The 17,437-nt window shown below is 37.8% G+C and carries 16 protein-coding genes and 1 pseudogene; 12 read left to right on the top strand and 5 right to left on the bottom strand.

The features are described from left to right. Nucleotides 1-81 precede the first annotated feature (81 nt). Nucleotides 82-999, bottom strand: coding sequence for a sensor histidine kinase (locus tag BUB71_RS00590; RefSeq protein WP_073150322.1), 918 nt, complete (start codon nucleotides 997-999; stop codon nucleotides 82-84). Between the two features lies 1 nt (nucleotide 1,000). Further along, entirely contained in the window at nucleotides 1,001-1,702 is a 702-nt protein-coding gene (locus BUB71_RS00585) for a response regulator transcription factor (protein WP_073150320.1), read from the bottom strand. Nucleotides 1,703-1,996: 294 nt separating this feature from the next. Between BUB71_RS00585 and BUB71_RS18995 the strand changes: the two are divergent. Beyond that, a pseudogene (locus tag BUB71_RS18995) lies at nucleotides 1,997-2,392 on the top strand (Tn3 family transposase); the annotation flags it as partial. Between the two features lie 283 nt (nucleotides 2,393-2,675). Here the strand turns inward: BUB71_RS18995 and BUB71_RS00575 are convergent. After that, the gene (locus BUB71_RS00575; protein ID WP_073150316.1) at nucleotides 2,676-2,882 is read right to left on the bottom strand and encodes a DUF1657 domain-containing protein; all 207 of its coding nucleotides are present in this window, start codon (nucleotides 2,880-2,882) and stop codon (nucleotides 2,676-2,678) included. 139 nt (nucleotides 2,883-3,021) lie between these two features. Between BUB71_RS00575 and BUB71_RS00570 the strand changes: the two genes are divergently transcribed. From BUB71_RS00570 to BUB71_RS00545, 6 genes are all read left to right on the top strand, one after another. Next, nucleotides 3,022-3,882, top strand: coding sequence for a DUF421 domain-containing protein (locus tag BUB71_RS00570; RefSeq protein ID WP_073150313.1), 861 nt, complete (start codon nucleotides 3,022-3,024; stop codon nucleotides 3,880-3,882). Nucleotides 3,883-3,893: 11 nt separating this feature from the next. Then, nucleotides 3,894-4,376: a stage V sporulation protein AC gene (spoVAC, locus tag BUB71_RS00565; protein ID WP_073150310.1), complete on the top strand. Its 483-nt coding sequence runs from the start codon at nucleotides 3,894-3,896 to the stop codon at nucleotides 4,374-4,376. A 7-nt stretch (nucleotides 4,377-4,383) separates the two neighbouring features. Continuing rightward, nucleotides 4,384-5,400 (top strand): stage V sporulation protein AD, encoded by a 1,017-nt coding sequence (gene spoVAD, locus BUB71_RS00560; protein ID WP_073150307.1) that lies wholly within the window; start codon nucleotides 4,384-4,386, stop codon nucleotides 5,398-5,400. Then, nucleotides 5,397-5,750: a stage V sporulation protein AE gene (gene spoVAE / locus BUB71_RS00555; RefSeq protein ID WP_073150304.1), complete on the top strand. Its 354-nt coding sequence runs from the start codon at nucleotides 5,397-5,399 to the stop codon at nucleotides 5,748-5,750. The genes spoVAD and spoVAE overlap by 4 nt, the downstream gene beginning before the upstream one ends. 544 nt (nucleotides 5,751-6,294) lie before the next feature. Then, nucleotides 6,295-6,855, top strand: coding sequence for a TetR/AcrR family transcriptional regulator (locus BUB71_RS00550; RefSeq protein WP_073150301.1), 561 nt, complete (start codon nucleotides 6,295-6,297; stop codon nucleotides 6,853-6,855). Between the two features lie 124 nt (nucleotides 6,856-6,979). Further along, complete coding sequence (locus BUB71_RS00545) at nucleotides 6,980-8,563, top strand: FAD-dependent monooxygenase (RefSeq protein ID WP_073150298.1); 1,584 nt, start codon at nucleotides 6,980-6,982, stop codon at nucleotides 8,561-8,563. A 308-nt stretch (nucleotides 8,564-8,871) separates the two neighbouring features. Here the strand turns inward: BUB71_RS00545 and BUB71_RS00540 are convergent, their stop codons facing one another. Then, complete coding sequence (locus BUB71_RS00540; protein WP_073150294.1) at nucleotides 8,872-9,510, bottom strand: hypothetical protein; 639 nt, start codon at nucleotides 9,508-9,510, stop codon at nucleotides 8,872-8,874. A gap of 357 nt (nucleotides 9,511-9,867) precedes the next feature. Here BUB71_RS00540 and BUB71_RS00535 point away from each other — a divergent pair, with 357 nt between their 5' ends. The 4 genes from BUB71_RS00535 to BUB71_RS00520 all read left to right on the top strand — a co-directional run bounded on the left by BUB71_RS00535 (nucleotide 9,868) and on the right by BUB71_RS00520 (nucleotide 15,745). After that, the gene (locus tag BUB71_RS00535; RefSeq protein ID WP_073150290.1) at nucleotides 9,868-11,880 is read left to right on the top strand and encodes a transporter substrate-binding domain-containing protein; all 2,013 of its coding nucleotides are present in this window, start codon (nucleotides 9,868-9,870) and stop codon (nucleotides 11,878-11,880) included. Nucleotides 11,881-11,978: 98 nt separating this feature from the next. Further along, the gene (locus BUB71_RS00530) at nucleotides 11,979-13,391 is read left to right on the top strand and encodes an FAD-binding oxidoreductase (protein ID WP_073150286.1); all 1,413 of its coding nucleotides are present in this window, start codon (nucleotides 11,979-11,981) and stop codon (nucleotides 13,389-13,391) included. Beyond that, a complete protein-coding gene (locus BUB71_RS00525; protein ID WP_073150282.1) occupies nucleotides 13,388-14,701 on the top strand; it encodes a (Fe-S)-binding protein in 1,314 nt (437 codons plus the stop codon). The genes BUB71_RS00530 and BUB71_RS00525 overlap by 4 nt, the downstream gene beginning before the upstream one ends. A gap of 75 nt (nucleotides 14,702-14,776) precedes the next feature. Then, nucleotides 14,777-15,745, top strand: a complete 969-nt coding sequence (locus BUB71_RS00520) for an aldo/keto reductase (RefSeq protein ID WP_073150279.1) — start codon at nucleotides 14,777-14,779, stop codon at nucleotides 15,743-15,745. Between the two features lie 127 nt (nucleotides 15,746-15,872). Here BUB71_RS00520 and BUB71_RS00515 read toward each other — a convergent pair whose 3' ends face one another. Continuing rightward, a complete protein-coding gene (locus BUB71_RS00515; RefSeq protein ID WP_073150273.1) occupies nucleotides 15,873-16,070 on the bottom strand; it encodes a zinc ribbon domain-containing protein in 198 nt (65 codons plus the stop codon). Between the two features lie 475 nt (nucleotides 16,071-16,545). Between BUB71_RS00515 and BUB71_RS00510 the strand changes: the two genes are divergently transcribed. After that, nucleotides 16,546-17,133 (top strand): NAD(P)H-dependent oxidoreductase, encoded by a 588-nt coding sequence (locus BUB71_RS00510; RefSeq protein WP_073150270.1) that lies wholly within the window; start codon nucleotides 16,546-16,548, stop codon nucleotides 17,131-17,133. Nucleotides 17,134-17,437 lie beyond the last annotated feature (304 nt).

Raw genomic sequence — 17,437 nt, 5'->3', positions numbered from 1 at the left:
GAAACTTACTATATAGAAGAGACCTAACAACTCAAATAAAAATTCCTTACAAAGTCCTTAAATTTAAGAAAGTACTTGTGTTCATCCCTTGGTTAAGCAAAACGAAAAAACAGTCATCTCATTCGGTGCACTGGTTACTATAATTCGACCACCCTGTTTTTCAACCAAATTCTTCGTAATGGTCAATCCTAGACCAGTACCCTGAAGGGAAGAATTCCTCGAAGCTTCTCCCGTATATAATCGATCGAAAATATGAGGTATATCTTGAGCTGGGATGCCTTTGCCTCGATCCCAAACGTCTACCCAGACAAGGCTTTCTTCCTCTCTTAGAGCAATACCTATCTCCTTGCCGTCAATGCCATAACATAAGGCGTTGGATAGAAGATTGTTTAAGACACGCCGCAAGCAGACCTCATCAACTTGGGCATAAAGAGGAGTTTCTGGAAGTTTGATTATAGGTGTAATCTCAGCTTTTACAAAGTCAGGATAAAAACTTAGTAGAATCTCAGGCACGATCTCTACTAAGTTGATTTTTTGTAGCTTTAGTTCAAAATCATCTGCTTCCAGTTTTGCAAGTTCAAAAAAGTCTTGTAAGAGTACCAGCAAGGCATTTCCTTTTTCGGACGTTATGCGAAGAAAATCTTCTCTCTCTTCTGTTGTTAAGGAAGTATCAAATTTCAGTGCTTCCGTATATCCTAATAATGAAGTCAACGGAGTACGTAAATCATGTGAGATATTAGCAATCATCCGTTTACGCTCTTCCTCCAGAAAAGTGATCCGTTCAAAACCGTTTTGGAAGTAGTCTACTAGTCGATTTAACTCTCCTCCTAAATTTTCTATGTCTCTTTGCGAGATCTGTAATCGATAACGCAAATTAAGATTACCAGTTTGAATTCCCCGTGTGATCTTGATGATCTTTTTTATTTCACGAATTAGCTGGAAATGCCGAAACAAGAGAACTAGGATAAGGCATAAAAGTACAAGAGCTATGCTCAGCATACTAACACCCCTCACCCAGTTTATAACCAAAACCCCAAACTGTTTGAATATAAACTGGATTGGAGGGGTCTGGCTCTATCTTAGTTCTAAGTCGATTGATATGAACCATAACGGTATTGTCAACCGCTAGACTATCCTCCTTCCAGACGGTCTGAAAAACTTGGGATTTACTAAACACACGAGTGGGATTTGTTAGAAACAGCTTTAAGATGGCAAACTCCTTAGAAGTTAAAAGTTTTTTATGTCCACTCACCTTAACCTCATATGTACTGGTATGAAGTTCTAAACTTCCGTGTTTAAATATTTTTGGTTCCGCTTTCGTAGAGTCTGAGTTAAAATCCATATACCGACGAAGTTGGGCCTTTACCCTAGCGATTAGTTCTCCGATCGTAAATGGCTTGGTCATATAGTCATCCGCTCCAAGTCCTAATCCTAGTATTTTATCCATTTCTCGATCTCTAGCAGACAAAATAATCACTGGAGTTGTTTTCTTTTCACGGATTTTGCGTAAGATCTCCTGTCCGTCAACTTTAGGCAACATCAAGTCTAAAATAATGAGTTGATATTCATGATTGGAAAGATGTGATAGTGCTTCTTCTCCGTTGTAGACAGAATGTGTATGGAACCCCTCTTTACTCAAGTATTTAGCCACCAACTGGTTTATTTCAACATCATCTTCAATAATCAAAATTTGAATATTCATTGGTTCTCCTCCGTTAAGATTTAAGAAAAATAGGTAATTTTATACACCTAGCGGAAAGAAAGTTTATAAAAAAATTTATGTACAATAAATATACCAGACAACCCCTTTTTAGGTGCTAGAGAAAAAAGTATCTGTAAAATGTTTGTAAAGATATACTTTTAGGATACATCACTGACGAACGGAAGCTAGCGTTTATAAAGATAGGAAATTTTATAAAAAAACATCCTCCAATCATGATTGACCTTTACAAACATTCTCACTATAATTTGAATCAAATCACAGGAGGATAAAGAAATGAAACTGGGGTATGTACGTGTTTCTTCGAAAGATCAAAATCAAGAACGCCAAATGAAAAAGATGTTAGATCTAGGAATTGAGGAGCGCATGATTTTTGTAGACAAACAAAGTGGAAAAGATTTTGAACGTCCTGGCTATCAAGCATTTCGCGAATTAGGCTGTGCAATTCGCGCCTTGTTTTTTTAAAATTATTTATCGGATGAAGAATTGCGAAGCACCATTCAAGCGGCTACCAATAAAAGTGAATCCTTTAATGGATTTATCAAATGGTTATTCTTTGGTGGAGAAGGGATCATCGCAGAGAACAATCGTCAGAGACAGAGAAAAATGATTAAGTATAATCACTTAGTTGCAAACTGTTTAATTTTCTACAATGTCTTTCAACTCAAAAAAGAAGTATTTCTTGCCGTACCCCGATAACGTCATTCCTGATATAAAATAATGAACCTATATCCTTTTTGGATTTGTCTATTTTTCATTATATGGTTTCATTACTCTTAGGCGAGAGTTGCTGGTTCTACCCCAACTGGCAATATGATTGTTAAAGAGTTTAGGCTTCCAACTAACCGATCTTTTTTTATCTGAAACTAAATGTTTGTATAGTGCTTTTATATTAGTTTATGGTGCAAACTTGTTTATAATAAAAAGGAAGACTCCTCTTAGGAGCCTTCCTCAATTAAAACCCTTTATATTGTGGCTCTTCGTTCTCTAGTTGTTTTACTCTATGTTCCAGTTGCGAAACGATTTGTTCGGTTGATTGAGCTGCCTGTGTATAAGTTTGTTTTGCTTGTTTGTTTTGAGTACTAAGTGCAAATTGTTCCAAGCTAGCTTGGGCGCTTTTTAACGAAGCAACACAAGTTTTAACATCTGAAGAAACAGTCATTTATTACTTCCTCCTTCCTCTTTTCATTTCGTTTATTAATCTGTACGGTTCAACATAAAATATTCATTTAATGAATACACAAAGATGAATTGAGTCATATTACAAGTGTATTTATCTTGATAAAGCGAGGATTCGTTGTATGCCTGAATGGATCAATGTTATATTTCGTACTTTAGCAGCTGTCATTCTACTTTTTGCGATGATGAAACTGTTGGGCAAACGACAGATTTCCCAGCTCTCACTTTATGAATATATTACAGGGATCACAATTGGCAGTCTTGCTTCCTATATTCCATTGGAAACTGGAGACAAATGGTATCTAGGGATGATCTCGCTAGCTGTATGGGTAGCAATTGTGCTAGGAATTGAATTTCTTCAAATGAGGGGGAAACGAATTCGCGATTGGTTAGATGGTCAACAGCGAATTCTTGTTCAAAACGGAAAGTTATTAGATGATAACTTTCGCAAAGAGCGCTTAACAGTAGATGAGTTTCTAGCAGAATTAAGAAAACAGCAGATTTTCAAATTAGCAGATGTTGAATTTGCAGTCATGGAGCCAAATGGTGCTATTAATGTTCTCTTAAAAAAAGAGAATCAACCCTTAACCTCTAAATCAATGGGTATAAAAGTAAGCAATGAACAAGAGCCTCATTTGGTCATTGTAGATGGAACAATCCGAGATAAGGGGTTAACAATGATTGGACGGAATCGTGGATGGCTACATGCCGAATTAGAAAAACAAGGTGTATCTTTAACAAATATCTTTGCAGCCCAAGTAGATGCTCAAGGTAGTCTATATATAGATCTCTACGATGATCAGATTGAGCTACCGAAGGTTCAAGAAAAAGCGCAAGTTTTAGCTGTCTTGAAAAAATGTGAAGCTGATCTGGAATTGTTTGCTCTTTCTACAAAAGATCAAAATTACAAAAATATGTACCAACAAAGTTCCAAGTTACTCAAACAGATTATTAACGATAGTAAGCCTTATCTTATTGATTAGGAGTGAAGCTGATGGCAAATAAACAGCTAAAAAAAATGACCCCTGTCCAGCAAGAGTATCAAGCATTAGCCAAAAAACATGAACCACCAAGACCCCTATTGCTCAATTGTATAAAAGCTTTCTTTGTTGGTGGATTGATATGCATCGTAGGACAGGCAATTCAAGACATCTATACGAAATCGCTAAAAATTCCAATAAATAATGCTGCTACTGCAACTGTAGCGACAATGATTTTGCTCTCCGTGATTCTTACAAGTATAGGTATTTATGACAAATTAGGACAATGGGCTGGTGCTGGTTCAGCAGTTCCTGTTACAGGTTTTGCTAATTCAATGGCTTCAGCGGCAATTGAACATAGAAGCGAAGGATTTGTCTTAGGCGTTGGTGGACAAATGTTTAAACTGGCTGGTTCTGTTATCGTTTTTGGCACAGTTGCAGCAATTATTGTCGCCGCCCTCCACCTCCTCTTCAATCCAAATCTCTCTGGAGGATGAATCAATTATGCTAAAAGGACATCAAAGCTGGTTATTCAATCAAAAACCAACAATTCATGCAACAGCAACCGTTGTTGGTCCGTTTGAAGGTAGAGGACCTTTGGCAAATGACTTTGACCGAATTCATGATCATTCCATGGTCGATAAAGATAGCTGGGAAAAAGCTGAACGAAAAATGTTAGAAGAAGCTGGGGATTTAGCAATTCAAAAGGCTGGTTACTCCAAAGACCAAATTCATTTCTTTATTGGTGGAGATCTAATGAATCAAATTACGAGTACCAGCTTTGCAGCGCGTACACTCGGTATACCATTCCTTGGTATTTTCGGTGCATGTTCCAGCTCAATGGAAAGTTTAGCTATCGCATCACTACTTGTTGACACTGGAGCAGCAGATCAAGTTCTTGCCGGGACTTGTAGCCACAACTCATCAGCAGAAAAACAATTTCGTTACCCTACGGAATATGGTTCCCAAAAACCCCCAACTGCGCAATATACGGTAACAGGTGCTGGAACTGTTGTAGTTGACCGTGCAAAAGATGGTCCCAGAATCACCTCAGCGACGATTGGAAGAGTTATCGATATGGGTATCAGTGATCCCTTCAATATGGGAGCAGCAATGGCACCTGCTGCCGTTGATACCATACAAGCACATTTCCGTGATTTACAAAGAGCACCTGATTATTACGATTTGATTGTAACTGGAGACTTGGCGAAAGTAGGCTTTGAAATTGCAAATGAACTCCTACAAAAACATAATGTACCAATTGATCGTACACAATTTAAAGATTGTGGCATGATGATTTATAACTATGAGGAACAAATGGTGCAATCTGGCGGCAGCGGATGTGCATGTTCGGCAGTAGTCACATATGGTCATTTATTAAATCAGATGCGTGAAGGCAAATGGAAACGAATGTTAGTTGTTGCGACAGGAGCACTTCTCTCTCCTCTCTCCTATCAACAAGGAGAAACCATTCCATGCATTGCCCATGCAGTTTCTATAGAAATGGGGGAATCCTCATGACCCAATATATTTGGGCATTTATTATTGGTGGTTTGATCTGTGTGATCGGTCAGATTATGATGGATGGATTTAAACTTACGCCTGCTCATACAATGGCTACCTTAGTAGTACTTGGAGCGATAACGGATGGTCTGGGACTTTATGAACCTTTAATCAAGTTTGCAGGTGCTGGTGCAACCATTCCCATTACTAGTTTTGGTAATTCACTTGTTCATGGAGCTATGCAGGAACTCAAAGAATCCGGTTGGGTAGGTTTAATGACAGGTGTATTTAAATTAACGAGTGCTGGAATCACTGCTGCTATCTTTTTTTCTTTTTTTGCAGCCTTGTTTGTTAAACCCAAAGGATAGTGATGCCCACATTCAATTTGACAATTAGACCGACTACCTACACGTTAAGCAAAGGTAGTCGGTTTATTTTGTTTAAGGATTCAAATATATTTCGGGGAGGGATATCATGTTCAACATTTCCATAATTCACCTTGAACCAGTTATTCATATACTCGTCCCTATCCTCTTCATAATAGAAGATTAGAAGATTTAAGTTAAATAGATGGTCTATCTTTTATCATGTCCTGAGATCGGACCAAAAACGAGTCCAGTTTAACCAATACTCGGTATCCGTTAACAAATCTAAAATAATAATTGGCTCCATCTTTTCTCGATTCGTCTTATTGCTTTCAAATTAGAGGATTGTTTTTTACTTTCCCTATCGTCTGTATGATCTCCTTTGGGCCCTAAAAGTCTACCTTTACAAACCAATTTATATATAACCAACCACTTGGTTGACGATTAGTCAATTGCATGATAATATTTAACCAAGTGGTTGGTTGAGACAATAGAAGATCTAACTAATGTACAAAGAAAGTGAAAGAACAGGGGGATTGATGGATACATGACCAGTAAGAATGAAGACCGGTCTCAAACTTTGATTCTAGCTGCTTATCATACAATTGCTGAAAAGGGTTTTGAGGGGTTACGTCTACGAGAAGTTGCAGATCGAGTTGGCTTAAATCATGCTACACTTCATCATTATTTTCCGACCAAAGAGGCTCTAGTACAAGCAGTGGTTCTCTATGTGACACAACGTTTTGCTCAAACCGTGCCAATAGGAGAAACTCCAGTAGAGCAATTACGTTCCCATCTACACTTAATACAGCAATTAATGCAGGAGGAACCTGCCCTTTTCATCGCGTTAAATGAAGCGAAGTTGCGTGCACAACGTGATCCAATCATTCGTATTACGGTTCAGAAACAGGCCGAAGCATGGCATGAATTTCTAGTGAACATTCTTCGAGAAGGAATCAAACAAGGCAACTGGTCAGAGTCTCTAGATGTTGAAGCTGTTGCCTCTGCCATCATCGCGCTTATAAATAGTACCAACATTGGATTATCATCCAAAAGAACAAAACAAGCTATGCAACAACTTGAGCGCTGGCTCGAGTTAAATGATTAACGAGCAAGCAGATTCACTGTTTCATTGTGTATGAAAAGAGATCCAGGATAGGTATTCAAAGTACTATCCTTCAATATCACGGCCTATTGTTAACATCAGGAAAGACAGAAAGGTTGAGGATGTTATGTATAATGTTTCTAATTATGACGAGAATACTCCAGTTTTGATTGTAGGTGGTAGCTTAGTTGGATTGTCAACCGCACTCTTTCTCTCTTGGCATGGTATTCCGTGTTTATTGGTAGAACGTCATGCCAATATCTCGCCCTTTTCTCGTGCTGGTGGCTTTAATCCACGCACATTAGAGATCTTTCGTACTGTTGGAGTAGAATCAGCCATTCGGGAAGCTGCACCAGACGCCTTTAAAAATACGAAGATGGTACGTGTGGATACGCTCGTTGGCAAGGAGCTTGGCACATATCTAGAGAATAGTAGTAATTACTCCATGGCTTCCAGTCCTATATCAGGCTGTATTATCCCACAAAATATTCTAGAACCTGTTTTGAAAGAGCAAGCTAGCAAACTAGGTGCAGATTTACGTTTCGCAACGGAATGCGTCTCTGTTGAGCAAGATGACGACGGAGTAAGTGCTGTCATTCGTGATCTCTCAAGTGGGCAGGAACACCGTGTCCGAGCACGCTACTTAGTGGCTGCTGATGGAAATAAAAGTCCGATCCGAAAAAAATTAGGCATTGGAGTCCAAGGACCTGGAACGCTAACTCATCAGATAAATATAAGGTTCCATGCCGATTTACAAACGGTGTTACGTGATCGACGTTTTCTCGTGTGTTTTATCGCAAATGTACAAGGTATGTTTGGAGGGAATGAAAACGGCTATTTCCTTTCTGCCCCTTATGATCTTAAGAAAGAGAGCGAGCAGGACTTTTTAGGTGAGCGAGGTGTTGAGTTGATTCGTTCTGCGGTAGGTGTACCTGACTTGGAAGTCAAAATTCAGAATGTTGTTAGCTGGGAAATGGCCGACTGGTTAGCAGACCATTTTCAACAAGGAAGAATTTTCCTAGCAGGTGACTCTGCACATGTTGTCCCTCCGACAGGCGCCTATGGTGCAAATACGGGGATTGCTGATGCACATAATCTATCTTGGAAACTAGCCACGGTCATTAAGGAACAGGCTGGATCTGATCTATTATCATCCTATGAACTGGAACGTCGTCCAGCCTCTAAACTGGCTGTAGAAAAAGCCTACTCGATTTATTGTGAACGTTTAAACCCCGAACACTCCTCTCCAAGTACAGCGAAAGAGATGGGATATGAAATACCAATCTTTGGCTATATCTATCACTCAAAGGCAGTGTATTCAGAGGATGACTCTCTCTACGAAGATCCAAGAATTCCAACTGGTCGTCCTGGTACACGCGCTCCTCATATTTCATTGGAAAGCAATGGCCAACGGATTTCTATACTCGATCTTTTTGGTCGTAACTTTGTTTTGCTAGCCGGAGTAGAGGGTACACCTTGGTGCGAAGCTGCTTCTTATGTGGCAAAACAACTGAATATTTCTCTAGACGCATACTGTATAGATAATGATCTTATAGATGTTGATAAATCCTTTATTAGTACTTATGGAATTTCTCCTACTGGTGCTACGCTAGTACGACCAGATGGCTTTGTTGCTTGGCGAATACCTAATGTCAGCGAACAACCACCGCAAGAACTCGAACGTGTATTGACAAAAGTGTTATGCCGCTAATGCTCACAATAAACTTGAATTCTTGAAGAGAATTCTAAAACAAAGTAACCGATTCCTTTGTATACAGAGAGTTGGTTACTTTTATATCAAATGTGTCTAAAATGACATCAAACCTATATATTTCCATCAGATAGCTCTGCTCTCGTTCATATAAAAGGATTCTGTACGATTAAGCTCAAAAGAAGTAATTCTCGCTGTGACCCAAATACAATATTAATTATACTTTTTCGATTATAAATAAAAATAGATTGGATATATAAATTTAAATGAAATTTCCAAGTCAACCAAAATTCTTCACTCGACACATTTCATTTCATATTATTACTGTAGATTAAAGGAGATGGTAACTTAAAATATCTTTGATAATCAGTTTGTACAAATCCTTGGTTTCCACTTTGAATATAGGTTAACTCTCGATACGCATATGGTGGAAGTTTTTTCGAAGTGAAATACAAATTGTATGTTGAATTAGATTGTTCCTCTAGATTTATATTTAAGATTTTTTGTTTTTTGGATTGAAGTAACATATAAATCAACTGTGGGTCTGTTATCGTCTCAATAGGGGCAATCGGATTCGAAAAGTTTTCTTTTTTGATAATGAATTGATCAGGCTTAATTTTCTTCTCGATCTCATTCTGAATCGATTTATGGGAAGTGGGAATATACACGAAAATTGAAACAGTCGATTGACTCTCCATCTGAATCGCAATCCATTCATTCGAATTTAACCCTTTAACCTCCATTAATTTATTCATTACCCCATCTATTTTTATCGTTCCTAATTGCCTCCCTAAATGTTTCGAAGACACGCTTAGTTCTGTATAATGATATTTTTTTCCTTTGTATTCGAACCACTCCTGAGCGGGTTTATTTTCTAAAAAATTGCAAGCTGACAGATATAAACCAAATACTACCAATACAAAACCCATGAAATAATATCTTTTCATTACCTCACCTCTCTTATGTTTACCTAATAAAATACATTACTTCTAATTAAAGTATTTTCAATACTCAACGAACGCGCTATTCATTTATCTTTCGTTAATGAGGAGTCAATAGTTCAACGTACACTTTTTTGTCCACTGAAAAATAAATTATATAGATCGCAAAATTGGCGAAGTCCCAATGGTTAATTAGAAAGACTTCCTCAGATAAAGAGTAAATGTATGCATTGTCAGATTAAATTCATGAATATGGAATTCTCCTTTTCAAAAGAAAATGATATGATAAATAAGATAATACTGAAATTGGTAATTGTTTGTAAATACATACCAATTTCAGCATCAATAAAGGAGTTTCCTGTCATGAGAAAACGCTTTTTACTCATGTTCATTTTTCTCATCTGTTTTTTCGTTCCTTTTCCAGCTACAGGAGAAGGCAAATCTACCCAAGTTATCAGAATTGCTGGTGATCGCAATCTACCTCCATTTGAATATTTTAGTAGCTCAGGTGTCTACTCTGGTTTTAATGTGGATATGATGAATGCCATCTCTTTGCAGACTGGTATTCGGTTTGAATTCTACCCTATGCCTTGGAATCAAGCTATTCAAGCACTACATCAAGGAAAGATAGATGCAATCCAAGGAATGAAATATAGTGTAGAACGCGAGAAAACTTATTCTTTTTCAAAACCTTACTTTTTAAGTTCTCAAGCTATCTTTGTTCGATCAGATAATATCCATATTCAAGAAGTTGCCGATTTAATTCAAAATCGTGTTGCTGTTCAAAGGGGCGATGTCGCTCACGACCTCTTAAAACGAGGGAGCCAGATCAAACTTATTGAAGTAGATAATCAAAATGAAGCGATCCAACTCCTTTCAAAAAATAAAATCGATGCATTTGTAGGGAATCGAATTACTGGGCAATACTTTATCCAAAAGAACCATAAACAAAAGCAAATTAAAATTGTAGGAGATCCACTTGACCCTCAGGCATATAGTTTAGCTGTAATGCCTAAAAACAGTCACTTAATCCCGATCATCAACGAAGGGATTGACAAAGTAAAACAAAGTGGCATTTACGATCAAATTGAACACAAATGGTTCGGCGAGTATATTCTTCCTGCTAAACTAAATGTTGATCAATGGATGTTTTGGATTCGAACAGGATTATGTATTGCATCGATTGTCTTAATCGCCGTCGTCTGGTGGAATCGCATGTTGCAAAGAGAAGTGGAACGACGTACACAAGAGATTGCAACGATTAATCGAAAACTTGAGGAAAAAATGGGGTTACTAGAGGATAATCTTCTTTTCCAACAACAGTTACTTGATAGTGCTTATAGTTGTTTAATCACTTTAGATCGATCAGGAGCAATCTCTATGTTTAACCATCGCGCTCAATCGATGCTTTTGGGAGAAAATATTGTGGGGACTCCTTACATACATACACCTATTGTAAATTTAATTCCAGCCAAAAAAATTGAAGCATGCCTACATCAAAATGAAGTTTTTTTACAAGTTGAAACAGAATGGGTGAAAAATCACGAAAGAAAGATTATTACTTACAGCCTGTTTCCACTATTTAATCGCGATCAAGAAAATATAGGGGTTATCCTAAATTTTTCTGACATTACCCATAAAAAAGAGTTAGAACGCCGTATTTCAGAAGCGAATCGTTTACGTGCTTTGGGTCAATTGATGGCAGGAATTGCCCATGAAATCCGAAACCCACTTACTTCTATGCTCGCTTATACACAACTGTTGCCTAAAAAGAGGGAAAGCGAAGAGTTTTGTACGTACTATTCTCAGCAAATTGTGAATGAAATTGAGCGTCTGAATCAACTTGTCGATGATTTATTGAACTACTCTCGACCCAAAAAATCTACACCCACACTTTTTGAATTACAGCCATTTACAGAGAACATTCTACGTCTCTTCAATCAAAAAGTAGTCGAAAAAAGGATTCTTGTAAAAGTCGAAATTCCAGAAAACTGTCATGTTTTTGCTGACCGTCAACAATTACAGCAAATCTTAATGAATATGGTTATCAATGCGATCGATGCTTTAGAAGAACGCGGCGAATTAAATATTCATGCAACAGAACTGGAAAGTAAAACAAGAATTACGATTGAAGATAACGGTTGTGGGATTGAACAAGAAGACTTAAATAAACTCTTTGAACCATTTTTCACCAAGAAAAATAACGGAGTCGGATTAGGCCTTTCCATCTCTTATCAATTAATTAAAGAAAATCATGGTTCGATTGAAGTAAGAAGCCTACATGGGCAAGGAACAACATTTATCCTCACCTTCCCTTCACATGATTTAAACGAAACAGAAAATCCATCAGAAGCTATCTCTCATCATTATCAATAAATCATCACCCAAGCCGATATTTGGTTTGGGTGATTTCTTTTTTTTAAAGAATCAACATATGATTATGGTAATTATGATTGATCAGGGGAGGATCTATGATGATCACCCAAGCAATACGCTCGCAGTTTATCGAGATTGTTGGAGAAGAATGGTATAAGGATAGTACACAAGAAAGGTATTGCTATTCATTTGATGCAACTCCTCTTTTCCAAGCAATGCCAGACGCAATTCTGATTCCTGGCACCGTAGCGGAGGTTGCTGCTATTTTAAAAGTTGCAAATCACGCTAAAATACCTGTTATAACAAGAGGTTCAGGCACTAACTTAGCTGGCGGTACTGTACCGATCCATGGCGGAATTGTTTTACTAATGAATCGTTTTAACAAAATGAAAGAAATCGATCTGCAAAATCTAACTGTAACTGTTGAACCAGGTGTTATTACAGCAGACTTACATCAAGAAGTAGAGGCGAAAAATCTATTCTATCCCCCAGACCCAGGCAGCATGAGAGTCTCTACAATCGGTGGTAATCTAGCACAATGTGCAGGCGGAATGCGTGGGGTCAAATATGGAGTTACGAAAGATTATGTCTTAGGTTTACAATATGTCCTCCCTTCCGGAGATGTACTAAGATGCGGAGGAAAAAATATAAAAGATGTAGCTGGGTACGACATGACCCGACTTTTGGTAGGTTCAGAGGGGACACTTGCTGTGATTACTGAGGTGATATTAAAGTTACTTCCACTACCAGCGTATAAACAAACACTTGTTGCTTATTATGACCAACTGATTCCAGCAGCACAAACAGTTGAACAGATTCTAGCGAATCGGATCATTCCAGCAACAATGGAGCTACTTGATCAATCAACAATAAAAGTGGTTGACCAATATGCTCAACTTGGCCTACCTCAAAATATGAAAGCAATGTTGTTAATTGAGCAAGATGGACATAAAGAACAAGTAAAGATAGATATGCATCAAATAGCTACCCTAGCAAAACGAGTTGGAGCTGTTCAAGTAAAAATCGCAAAAACAGCTGATGAAAGCAAGAAATTAATGATGGCTCGAAGAGTTGCTCTCTCTGCTCTGTCTCGTATAAAACCAACCACCATTTTAGAAGATGCCACTGTTCCACGTTCTAGAATCGCGGAAATGCTTTCAGCAATCGAAAAAATATCAAATACATACCAACTCACTATCTGTACATTTGGTCATGCCGGTGATGGTAATCTACACCCAACCTGTCTTACAGATGAACGAAATAAAGATGAACTCAAACGAGTTGAAGCGGCATTTCAAGAGATATTTGAAACAGCCATCCGATTAGGCGGAACGGTCACAGGAGAACATGGAGTTGGTATTGCGAAACAACATGTTCTCAAGTATCAATTAGGGGCTACTAGCTATGAACTTATGAAACGAATTAAAAGAGCCTTTGATCCAAATCAAATCTTAAATCCTGGTAAAATCTTCACTTCAGAACATCGTAAACGATTGGTGGTGAGAAAATGAACGATCATTTACAAACATCTCAAAAATTAATGGATCAATTAGACCAATGTATGCATTGTGGTTTCTGTCTACCGAGTTGCCCCACTTACCGTCAGGTAGGGTTGGAGACTTATAATCCTCGAGGGAGAATCGCTCTCATCAAAGGAGTAGCTACCGAAAAGCTAAAATTAAATGCTGAATTTACAAAACATATTGATGCATGTTTAGGATGTCGTGCCTGCGAAACAGCATGCCCTGCTAATGTTGCTTATGGCAACCTACTTGAATCAGCAAGAGAGTTTATCGTCCAATCTGATCAAAAATCAAATTGGATTCAACGCTTTATTTTGAAACATTTGTTTACTCATCCTCACCGTTTATATACACTGGGCAATCTATTATGGTTTGTACAGAAAACTGGTCTACAAAAATTAGCAAAGAGTTTTCGATTACTAAACCTCCTCCCTTCTTCGCTCAGAGAAATGCAAGAAATCATTGACCCCGTTGTCTCTCCTTTTATTCGTAGAAAACGAAAAAATCTTTCTCCCTCATCCTCTCATCAACGACTACTCTCTGTGGGCTTATTTACAGGATGTATCATGGACATCTTTTTTTATCAAACAAATCAAGCTACAGCTCGCCTTCTTACATCCCTTGGATGCAACGTGGTCTTTATCAAAAGACAAGGATGTTGTGGTGCGCTTCATCTTCATGCTGGTTATAAAAGCGAGGCTATGCAATTAGCAAAACGTAACATCCAAGCCTTTGAACAATCTAAAGTTGATCTACTCGTAAATAATGCAGGTGGTTGTGGATTAGCATTAAAGGAATATCATCATTTATTTGAAAATGATCAAGCATGGTACCAGCGCGCGGTTCATTTTGTAGAACATGTGCGTGATATCCATGAAGTATTATACGAATTATCCCCGTTACCCTTCAAAAAATCATTAAATATCCGTGCTACATATCAAGACTCTTGTCACCTGGCACATGGTCAACATATTCGTAAATCACCACGTCAACTTCTACAACAAATTCCAGGTCTTGAATATATTGAATTAGAAGATGCAGATCAATGTTGCGGCTCAGCTGGAATTTATAACCTCACTCATTTTCCGATGTCAATGAAAATACTTGATGAGAAAATGGCATATGTACATGCAACGAATGCCCAATTAATTGTTACTTCAAATCCTGGTTGCTTACTTCAGATGAAAAAAGGCATTATTCGCTCAGGATTGGATAAACAAATGCAAGCCATTCATCTTGTTGATCTTTTAGATCAGCTCATTTTTGATGGCGATAACGAAATAGTCGATCGTATCTAATGATTAACATAATGTTTTCATCTAACGACAACGGGTAATATACGGAGGTATAAATAGAATAAAGGAGTGCTCACCATGAAAAGAAAACTTGGTAGCTCCGAGCTTATGTTATCTCCCATTGGTCTAGGATGTTGGCAATTTAGTAAAGGAAAAGGTATGGTAGGTCGATTTTGGCCTGATCTGGACGCAAAAGAGATAGAATCCATTGTAAAAGCATCGGTCGATGGAGGAAACAATTGGTTTGATACCGCTGAAGCATATGGAAATGGAGCCTCTGAACAGCAACTAAGCTCAGCGTTAAATAACTTAGGAATGAAGGAAGAGCAAGTACATATTGCAACCAAATGGTTCCCTTTTTTGCGTGTTGCAGAAAATATTCCCATCACCATCGAAAAACGCAAAGCAGCATTGCAGGGCTGGAGAATTGATCTTTATCAAATTCACCAACCCTATTCCCTTTCAAGCATTGATGCCGAAATGAAACAGATGGCAAACTTGGTTGAAAAAGATCATATCCGATATATCGGTGTTAGTAATTACTCGGCAACACAAATGCGAAAAGCCGATCAAATACTCCGATCCAGAGGACTTCGCTTAGTCTCAAATCAAGTTCGATTTAATTTGTTAGATCGATCCATTGAACAAAACGGTATCCTAGAAACTGCAAAAGAATTGGATATTGCAATTATTGCATACTCCCCTCTTGAGCAAGGTTTATTAACAGGAAAGTTTCATCAAGACTCCGCCCGGATGAAACAACTAACAGGTTTTCGAAAATGGCTTCCGTCCTTTAATCGACGAAATGTACAGCAAACGAAACCGCTAATAAACCGTTTAAAAGAATTAGCTGACCAATATAAAGTATCATCTACGCAAATAGCCTTAAACTGGACAATTCATGTACATGGGGATACTATTTTTGCGATCCCTGGAGCAACTAAAGTTCAACAGGCTGAAGAAAACTCTAACGCCATGAAATTTCGTTTAACTGAAGATGAGATTCATGAACTCAGTCAACTTTCAATTGATATTAAGAAAAAATAAACAGATAACCAAAATGCCAAGCTATAAATCTTGGTTTTTTGGTTATCGAACTATTTTTGACCACTCTCCACGCATGAATGCGGGGATTCATGGGTAATCTCTCGCAACCGGGAGAAATTGGACAAGTTCAGATCGTGAGCCCCACGGCTACTAATCTCATACCTTCTTGCAAGATGTTAATGGCTGCATTCATGTCTCGATTATGATGCTCGTTACATTCTGTACATGTCCATTCTTTTAGGTTTAATCCTTCACGCCCTTGCTGATGTATCCGCAAAATAACAACGTTGACTAGATGGGAAATTCTTTCCCATCTTAGATGCATACAGTTTTTTCCAGCGACTCAGCAAGAGGCGTGATTAAAGGAATAACGAGAGTGAAGAGATCCAATAGGGTATGTCATAAGTGTGAAATGCAAAATTATGAATTGCCTGTGCAGCCTTTGTAGCTATCCACTGCCCCAGTAATTTCGGTCTATCAAATAACTCACTTCTAATACTGTCACCCCTTCCATCTCCTAAGTGATTGACCGATAAATCCCTCGTCTTATCCAACTTTGTCCACAAATCCTGTTGCTGTTGATCGTAAGATACGATCTATTGTTTCACCCATTCTTCTGTCTGTTGATAAAATCAAGGTAGAATAAGAAAAAAGCACCTCTTTGAATTGACAACTAAAATCATTTAAGCTATCATACTAATGTACTAAATTAATAGTAATAAAATTGAATATCCAAATGGAAAAACTTATTTGTGTATCGATAATGTATGAACATTTCAACAGAGAAGATGAACACAATCATGAAGCGGATTTTTATTATTAATGGATATGAATCGTACCCTAATGCCACAGGGCGATTAAATCAAACTATTGTCAATCATATGACAGATCAACTCAGCTCCTCCTATGAAATAAAAACAACCGTTGTTGCTAATGGTTATATCCCTGAAGAAGAATCGGATAAATTTCGCTGGGCTGATGTGGTTATTTTTCAATCGCCTGTTTTTTGGTTTAGTCTTCCTGGTGCATTTAAAACATATATTGACAAAGTATATGAATATGGGGTTTTCTTCAAAGGTTCCCAGACTTATGGGGGCGGCGGGTTATTTACAGATAAGCAATATATGCTGTCCTTAACATGGAATGCTACATCAGAAGTATTCTCAAATCCAGGACAATTTTTTGAGGGGAAAGATGTAGATGAAGTAATGTTCCATTTTCATAAAATACAAGAATATGTTGGGATGAAGCCATTGCCAACCTTCTCTTTGCACGATGTTGTAAGAAATCCTGATATCGATTCGTTTCTTAAAAAGTTAGATGAGCATTTACGAGAAGTCTTTCTAAGTGAAAAAGAAGACCATACTAATCAGATACTCGTAGGATAGAATGTTCATTAAAATACTATATTTTTAGTATTTTAGTAATTTTAGATTTACAAAATATGAGTGTAAAAGCCCACTGTTTCAATCGTGGGCTGAGAACAAGCGTTGCTCGGTAATCCTTTTCAAACGATTACCGAGCAACCATTTTTTTGTATAATCGAACACACGAGCAGTGTTATTCTCTTGTAGCAGGTTTTATTTCTATGTACGCCATGGTATGAGGTTTAAACAACGAACTACCCTCACTTGCTTGGTAAAAGATCACCTAAAAACCACCTTTATTAATCAGGTAAAGGTGGTTTTTATT

It is taken from the genome of Seinonella peptonophila, assembly GCF_900129355.1.
GTDB classification, from domain to species: Bacteria; Bacillota; Bacilli; order Thermoactinomycetales; family Thermoactinomycetaceae; genus Seinonella; species Seinonella peptonophila.
This window is presented reverse-complemented; position numbering and strand designations above follow the sequence as displayed.

Coding starts and splice junctions, on each gene's coding strand:
- BUB71_RS00590 (WP_073150322.1), bottom strand. CDS start 999: ATGCTGAGCATAGCTCTTGTACTTTTATGCCTTATCCTAGTTCTCTTG.
- BUB71_RS00585 (WP_073150320.1), bottom strand. CDS start 1,702: ATGAATATTCAAATTTTGATTATTGAAGATGATGTTGAAATAAACCAG.
- BUB71_RS00575 (WP_073150316.1), bottom strand. CDS start 2,882: ATGACTGTTTCTTCAGATGTTAAAACTTGTGTTGCTTCGTTAAAAAGC.
- BUB71_RS00570 (WP_073150313.1), top strand. CDS start 3,022: ATGCCTGAATGGATCAATGTTATATTTCGTACTTTAGCAGCTGTCATT.
- spoVAC (WP_073150310.1), top strand. CDS start 3,894: ATGGCAAATAAACAGCTAAAAAAAATGACCCCTGTCCAGCAAGAGTAT.
- spoVAD (WP_073150307.1), top strand. CDS start 4,384: ATGCTAAAAGGACATCAAAGCTGGTTATTCAATCAAAAACCAACAATT.
- spoVAE (WP_073150304.1), top strand. CDS start 5,397: ATGACCCAATATATTTGGGCATTTATTATTGGTGGTTTGATCTGTGTG.
- BUB71_RS00550 (WP_073150301.1), top strand. CDS start 6,295: ATGACCAGTAAGAATGAAGACCGGTCTCAAACTTTGATTCTAGCTGCT.
- BUB71_RS00545 (WP_073150298.1), top strand. CDS start 6,980: ATGTATAATGTTTCTAATTATGACGAGAATACTCCAGTTTTGATTGTA.
- BUB71_RS00540 (WP_073150294.1), bottom strand. CDS start 9,510: ATGAAAAGATATTATTTCATGGGTTTTGTATTGGTAGTATTTGGTTTA.
- BUB71_RS00535 (WP_073150290.1), top strand. CDS start 9,868: ATGAGAAAACGCTTTTTACTCATGTTCATTTTTCTCATCTGTTTTTTC.
- BUB71_RS00530 (WP_073150286.1), top strand. CDS start 11,979: ATGATCACCCAAGCAATACGCTCGCAGTTTATCGAGATTGTTGGAGAA.
- BUB71_RS00525 (WP_073150282.1), top strand. CDS start 13,388: ATGAACGATCATTTACAAACATCTCAAAAATTAATGGATCAATTAGAC.
- BUB71_RS00520 (WP_073150279.1), top strand. CDS start 14,777: ATGAAAAGAAAACTTGGTAGCTCCGAGCTTATGTTATCTCCCATTGGT.
- BUB71_RS00515 (WP_073150273.1), bottom strand. CDS start 16,070: ATGCATCTAAGATGGGAAAGAATTTCCCATCTAGTCAACGTTGTTATT.
- BUB71_RS00510 (WP_073150270.1), top strand. CDS start 16,546: ATGAAGCGGATTTTTATTATTAATGGATATGAATCGTACCCTAATGCC.